The 6,628-nt window shown below is 57.3% G+C and carries 6 protein-coding genes; all 6 read right to left on the bottom strand.

The features are described 5' to 3' along the window. The coding region (locus tag AC04SG_RS29410; protein ID WP_488553899.1) for an ABC transporter ATP-binding protein at window positions 1-811 on the bottom strand (811 nt) is incomplete at its 3' end. Window positions 812-818: 7 nt separating this feature from the next. Then, window positions 819-1,700: an ABC transporter permease gene (locus AC04SG_RS29405; RefSeq protein WP_488553896.1), complete on the bottom strand. Its 882-nt coding sequence runs from the start codon at window positions 1,698-1,700 to the stop codon at window positions 819-821. Between the two features lies 1 nt (window position 1,701). Further along, complete coding sequence (locus AC04SG_RS29400; RefSeq protein WP_488553895.1) at window positions 1,702-2,643, bottom strand: ABC transporter permease; 942 nt, start codon at window positions 2,641-2,643, stop codon at window positions 1,702-1,704. Beyond that, window positions 2,643-4,244 carry an ABC transporter substrate-binding protein gene (locus AC04SG_RS29395; protein ID WP_488553894.1) on the bottom strand — a complete coding sequence of 534 codons (1,602 nt, stop codon included), beginning with the start codon at window positions 4,242-4,244 and terminating at the stop codon, window positions 2,643-2,645. Before AC04SG_RS29395 ends, AC04SG_RS29400 begins: the two co-directional genes overlap by 1 nt. A 470-nt stretch (window positions 4,245-4,714) precedes the next feature. Continuing rightward, window positions 4,715-5,251, bottom strand: a complete 537-nt coding sequence (locus AC04SG_RS29390) for a carboxymuconolactone decarboxylase family protein (protein WP_488553893.1) — start codon at window positions 5,249-5,251, stop codon at window positions 4,715-4,717. Between the two features lie 34 nt (window positions 5,252-5,285). Beyond that, window positions 5,286-6,611 carry an aspartate aminotransferase family protein gene (locus AC04SG_RS29385; protein WP_488553892.1) on the bottom strand — a complete coding sequence of 442 codons (1,326 nt, stop codon included), beginning with the start codon at window positions 6,609-6,611 and terminating at the stop codon, window positions 5,286-5,288. Window positions 6,612-6,628 lie beyond the last annotated feature (17 nt).

Below are 6,628 nucleotides of genomic sequence, written 5' to 3'. Positions count from 1 at the left end.
CGCGCCGCGGATCAGGCACCGATCGCATGAGGCCCTGGGTGTAGGGATGCGCGGGACGCGCGAACAGATCTATCACGTTCGCTTGTTCTACGATCCGGCCAGCGTACATCACGATCACGCGTTGGCATGTCTCGGCGACAACCCCAAGGTCATGCGTGATGAACATGACGGCCGTTCCCGTGCGCTCTTTCAGATCGACGATTAGCCGCAGGATCTGCGCCTGGATAGTGACGTCGAGGGCGGTCGTCGGCTCATCGGCGATCAACAGGTCCGGTGAGCAGGCAAGAGCCATCGCGATCATGGCGCGCTGGCGCATGCCGCCCGACATTTCGTGGGGATAGTTACTGACGCGCCGTTCCGGATCCGCAATGCGGACGAGACGGAGCATCTCCTCGGCCTTCACCATGGCAACGGAGCGAGAGGCCTTCGTGTGGATCTGAACCGCCTCGGCGATTTGGTGGCCGACCGTATAGACGGGGTTCAAGCTCGTCATCGGCTCCTGGAAGATCATGGCGATCTGGTCACCGCGGATCTTGCGCATCTCGCGATCGGACAGCTCAAGCAGGTCGCGCCCGTGGAAGCGGACCTCGCCACCGACAGTCCTGGCGGAGAGCTTCGGCAGCAGGCGAAGGATCGAGAGAGCGGTGACGCTCTTCCCGCATCCGGACTCGCCGACTACGCCAAGCGTTTCGCCCTTCCTGACCTTGAAACTGATGCCGCCCAGGGCACGGGTGACGCTGTCTTCGCCGTAAAAGTGCGTCTCAAGGTCTCGAACGTCGAGAAGCACGTCATCCTCTGTAGATTCTCGCATCAACATGTCAGCGTCTCCGCTTCGCGCGGGGATCGAACATGTCGCGCAAACCGTCCCCTAGCAGGTTAACGGCAAGCACTGTGACGGCAAGGCAGATGCCGGGGGCGAAGATCGTCAACGGTGCGATGGCGAGATACAGACGCGAACTGGCAATCATGTTGCCCCAGCTCGGAATGTCGGGCGGCACGCCCACGCCGAGGAAACTCAGCCCCGCTTCTGTCATGATCGCGCTAGCGCAGACAGTAGCGCCCTGAACCATCAGCGCCGGGATGGTGCTCGGCAGGATATGTCGCCACAGCACCTTCGGCAGACGCGCACCGCCGCAGAGCGCGGCCTCCACATAGGGACGCTCGCGAACGCCCAGAACCACCGAACGGACCAGCCGCGCGACGCCTGGCGTCTCGGGGATCGCGATGGCGACGATTAGGATAGCGATGCCGGGGCCTGTCAGAGAAATGAGCGCAATCGCCAGCAGAATCGTCGGGATCGACATCAGGCCATCCATGACCCGCATGACGATATTGTCGAAGCTGCGGCTGTAACCTGCGATGACACCGATCAGGAGCCCGACCACGGCCGCGCTTGCAGCGGATAGCAGCCCTACCAGGAGGGAGATGCGGGCACCGAAGATCGTTCGCGCAAACACATTCCGGCCCAGATGGTCGCTCCCGAACCACATTTCGGCGGAAGGCGGCTGCAGGCGCTTAAATGGATCCATGTTCACCGGATCTCCGGCGTAAAGCGGGGCGGCAAGCGCCAGCATGATCAGGAGCGCCAACAGGCCGCCGCCGACCAGTACCAGCGGGTGTCGCCTTGCCAGACGAGGAAGATCGGATAGCTGCAGCCGACCCATCGACACGGCTTCAACTGGTGCGGAGGGGAGCGTCATTTCAGTACCGGATGCGGGGATCGATCAGCGTATAGGCTAGATCGACCGAGAGATTGATAAGGACGTACAGACCCGAAGTCAGGATGAGTACGCTCTGGATTATGGGATAGTCGCGGTTGTTGATCGCATCGACGACCAGACGACCGATGCCGGGGATGTTGAACACCGTTTCCGTGAGGACAACCCCGCCGATGAGCCAGGCAAAGCTGAGGCCGATGACGGTTAGGATCGGGACGCCGGCATTCTTCAAGGCATGGTGGAAAAGCATGGCATAGGACGAAGCGCCCTTGGCGGCGGCGGTTCGCATATAGTCTTCCGACAGGACCTCGAGCATGCTTGCACGCGTGATCCGAGCAATGAACGCAATGAAGCCGAGACCCAGAGCCACGGTGGGCAGGATCAGGTGGACAAACCAGGACTCGAGGCCCTGGTTAATCGGGACGTATCCCTGAACCGGCAACAAGCGCGCCCTAATGGCGAAGAAGTATATGAGGAAATAGCCAATGACGAAGACAGGGACTGAGTAACCAAATGCCGAAAAGGCGGCGAGGAGGCGGTCGACGACCCCCCCAGTTCGCCACGCGGCAAGAATGCCGAAGGAGACCCCGACCGACACCGAAAGGATCATCGTCAGGATCGACAGGGAAAGGGTCGGCTCAAGCCGCTGCGAGATGAGCTCGAGAACCGGTCGCCCGGAAAAGATCGAGATGCCGAAATCGCCGCCGAGCATGTCCCGCACCCAACGAATGAACTGAATTGGCATAGGATCGTTCAGGCCCAGCTGTTCGCGGATACCGGCAATCATCTCCGCGGTGGCCGACTTGCCGGCGATGATCGCCGCCGGGTCGCCCGGCGCCAGCCTGAGAAGCAGGAAGACGAACATCCCAACCATCGCCATGACGGCGATGGCCGACACCATCCGGCGTAGGATGTAGGTCGTCATTATGATGCCTTCTGCATGTTCCACATCGGCCGGATATTCGGAATCCCAATGAGACCCGAGAGCGCCTTCCGGTGCAAGATTGGCGAGGCCTGCTGACCCAGCCTCACGTCGCCGACAAAGTCCCACCATACCCGTTGCATCCTACGGGCCAGCGCCTTGCGCTCGTCGAGCGTTTCGACATCTGCCCATTTGGCTCGAAGGGTCTCAAATTCGTCGTTCTTCGGCCAGCCGAACCACCCCTTATCGCCATTTGCGAGGAGAAAGGATGTAGTGAGCGGATTACCGAGGGAATAATCCGCCTCGTCCGTGACGAAGATGCTCCAGCCTCCGTCTTCAATAGGCCCCTTGTTCGCGCGGCGAGCGACAATACCCCCCCAGTCACTCGGGGCAAGCTCGGCATTGACCCCAATCTTTCGCAATGTGTTTGCTAGGAGCTGAGAAATATTGTTGTATTCGGATATGTTCGTGGCTTGGAGAATGACAACCTTTTCGCCGGCGTATCCCGCTTCCTTCAGGAGTTCCTTGGCTTTTTCCGGGTCGCCACCCTTTTTGAACCACCCCGTATTTTCGTCATTTGACACCGGCGTCTCGTTGCCAAATATCGAGGTGACAGTGTGGCTGTATTTCGGGTCGGGGGTGACGACACGCAAAAACGCCTCTTGATCGATGAGGTGAAGCATCGCCTGGCGCGCCTTGACGTTGTTGAATGGCTTTTGTAGATGATTCATACGCAAGACGTAGTCACTGCCCGCCTTGTCTAGAATCGTGAGTTGTAGGTTCGGATCACTTTCAATTTCAGAAAGAAGATCCATCGGAGGCGATTGGAGGTAATCAATCTCACCCGCTTGCACGGCTGCAAACGCAGTCTGCTGATCGGCGATATTATTCCAAATGACACGGTCAACATTGACGATCTTCCCACCCGCCAGTCCGTTAGACGGTTCCTTGCGAGGTAGGTATTTTTCGTTGCGGTCGTAGGTGAAGCTCGCGCCCGGCTTGGCGAGAGCATGGTTAAACCTAAATGGCCCCGATCCGATATTCGCGGTTACCTGTTCAGTTGCAGGAAGGTTTGCGTCCTTTTCACGCATCATGAAGAGGCATGGCGTTGCAATGTCCGCGAGGATATTGATCAAAAGCCCTAACGGCTCCTTAAGCGAAATCGTGAACGTTTTGTCGTCCTTCTTCGAGATATCCGTGGTTCGCGCCATGATCAGCTGGCCGCCGGGAGTCACCTGGGCCCAGCGACGGATCGAGGCAACGCAGTCTGCCGCGGTAACCGGCGTGCCGTCGTGCCAGCCTAAGCCATCTCGCAGCTCGAAGGTATAGGTCTTCTTGTCGTCGGAAACGCCCCATTTGCCTATCATTTGCGGCTGCGGCATAAACTTGGAGTCGAGAGCGAAGAGCGTGTCGTAAACCGCCGCCCCATGGTCGGCAGTTATATTAGCCGTCGTAAGGGTTGGATCGAAGACGCTGAGATCACCGTTTTTCACCATCCGGACCGTCCGCGCATCGGTCGTCTGCGCCCGCAGGACCGATGGAATCGATAAAGCGGTTCCGGCGGCCACGCCGAACTTAATGAGGTCGCGTCGAGAGATTGTCATGTTCCAGTTCCCCTTTGATTGGCGGTAGCAAATCCGCGCTTATTGGCTATTGTCTCCACCACGGGCAAATGAAGAAATCGACCGGAAGGCGACAGTTTCGAACGGTAGCTCTTGAAGAAAGAAAATTTCGCTCAAAACGGTTCGACTTCTGAAATGCGAGCTGCAGAAGACAGCGTGGTTTGAAATGCATCGACCCGCCCATCGTTCGCTTCGACCACATCGATATCCAAAGGGCCTGGCTAATCGGCACCTGGCAGGCTGTTGAAAAAGCCGCTCGCCGCAGAGCATTGACCGTAATTCATTGGCTTCGAAGGGATTCGGACCGATGCATGCGGGGCGCCTTCGTTCTTCAGTTCAGCCTCTTCTGTTGTGGCATCAAGTGCTTCAGCTCCAGGAAAGATGAGACATAGCGGGAGAACGGACCGGCGCGCTGAGGACCAGGTGGTGGTTACTTGGCGTCGCAACATAAACTATAGTGGCCGCTCTGCGATTTCATTTGCGACTTTTTCATCTAAAGGAGTATCATAGGTCTTCAGAATGTAGCCCAATATCGAATAAAAGCCGACGGTCGCGATGAGGTCGAATACGGCTTGTCTTCCCATAGCAGCGGAAAGTTCGGCTTCGAGATCTGAGGGCAGATGTGCTCCATCGAAAAGTGCATCGACAGCTCTGGCGATGAGCCCATCCTCGCCATTGGCCGAGTCCTGCATAGCTCTAATTCGGACATCCGAAATGCCAAGGGCACGAGCGCGGCTTACGTGGTGGACCCATTCATAGGCCGAGCCTATTCGTTTCGCAGCCCGAAGGATAACAAGTTCGGACCGAACAGGGCCAAGCGCACTGTCTTTAACGACATGTTGGCGTAGCGGAGCCCATGCTTTCAGCAATGCCGGGTGATGAGCCATCGTGCGATAGACGTTCAGTCCACCGGCAAAGCCACCTTTCATATTCCCGATTTCTGCCGGCCAGTGTTCGTCGTCTAGGGGCGAACAAGGAGATGTCGTCATTGGAGGGTCTCTCATCAGATGGACCAGGTCCGTCCTAACTTCCTATGGCCGCACCTATGGCAGCTGCCAGCCGATCAACAATTAAATCAATTTGTTTGGGCTGAATTACGTAGGGAGGCGCAAGCAGCACATGATCGCCATATACCCCGTCGATGGTGCCGCCCATCGGATAGCACATCAGGCCCCGCTGCATCGCTTCCTTCTTAACCCTTGAATGAATTTTGCGCGCTGGATCGAAAGGCCGCCGGGTGTCCTTGTCCGCCACAATTTCCACGCCACGAAATAGACCGCGGCCGCGAATGTCGCCGACGTGGGGCGATTGACCCAGCGCCGCATTAAGTCCGGCCTGAAGGCGTTCGCCCATAGCAATAACGTTTACCATGATTTCCGGACGCTTCAAAATTTCAACCACCTTGCTTGCTGCCGCTGCAGCAATCGGATGACCAATATAGGTATGTCCATGTTGGAAAAGGCCAGAGCCCTCCGAAAACCCACGGTAGATTTTCTCAGACAGCATCACTGCGCCAATCGGCTGGAACCCCCCGCCCAAACCCTTCGCAATGGTAACTAGGTCGGGAACTACCTCTTCCTGTTCCAGAGCGAAAATCGTTCCGGTGCGACCCATTCCACACATTACTTCGTCGAGGATCAGCAAGATGCCGTACTTGTCGCAGACCTGCCGGATCCGCTTGAAATAGTCCGCCACAGGCCCCACGGCACCGAGCGTTGCACCTACCACCGGTTCGGCTACGAAAGCCATGACCTTGTCGATACCCAACTGGATAATTTTCGCCTCAAGCTCGGCGGCGAGTCGATCGGCGTAGGCTTCCGGTGTTTCGCCCGCCTGCATGTCTCGATATGCATAGCAGGGGGAGACATGATGAGTTTCCGGCAGAATCGGCTGAAACTGCGCGCGGCGCCAGGCATTCCCACCAGTCGCCAGTGCACCAATTGTATTTCCGTGATAGCTCTGTCGGCGTGCAATGATATGTCGTCGCTGGGGTTGGCCAATTTCGACGAAGTACTGACGCGCCATTTTGAGAGCGGCCTCGACAGCTTCGGAACCGCCTGAAACAAGATATACATAGTCCAGCCCCTTTGGCGCTAACTCAACCAATTGCTCAGCAAGCTGTTCAGCGACATCGGTTGTGAAGAACGACGTATGTGCATAGCTTATGCGACCCATCTGCACCTTCATCGCTTCAAGGACTTCTGGATGATTATGGCCAAGGCAACTTACCGCAGCGCCACCCGACCCATCTATGTAGCTTCGACCAGTATGATCCGTAATGTAGATTCCTTCTCCTGCCACCGCTCGTGGCAGATTTGCACCTATCGTTCGATGGAGGATTTTCGTCATTGAGATGTCTCAGGGTT

The sequence above is a fragment of the Mesorhizobium sp. CNPSo 4684 genome, from assembly GCF_057784315.1.
Note: the sequence above shows the minus strand (reverse complement) of the source record. Positions and strands in the feature narration are given on the sequence as shown.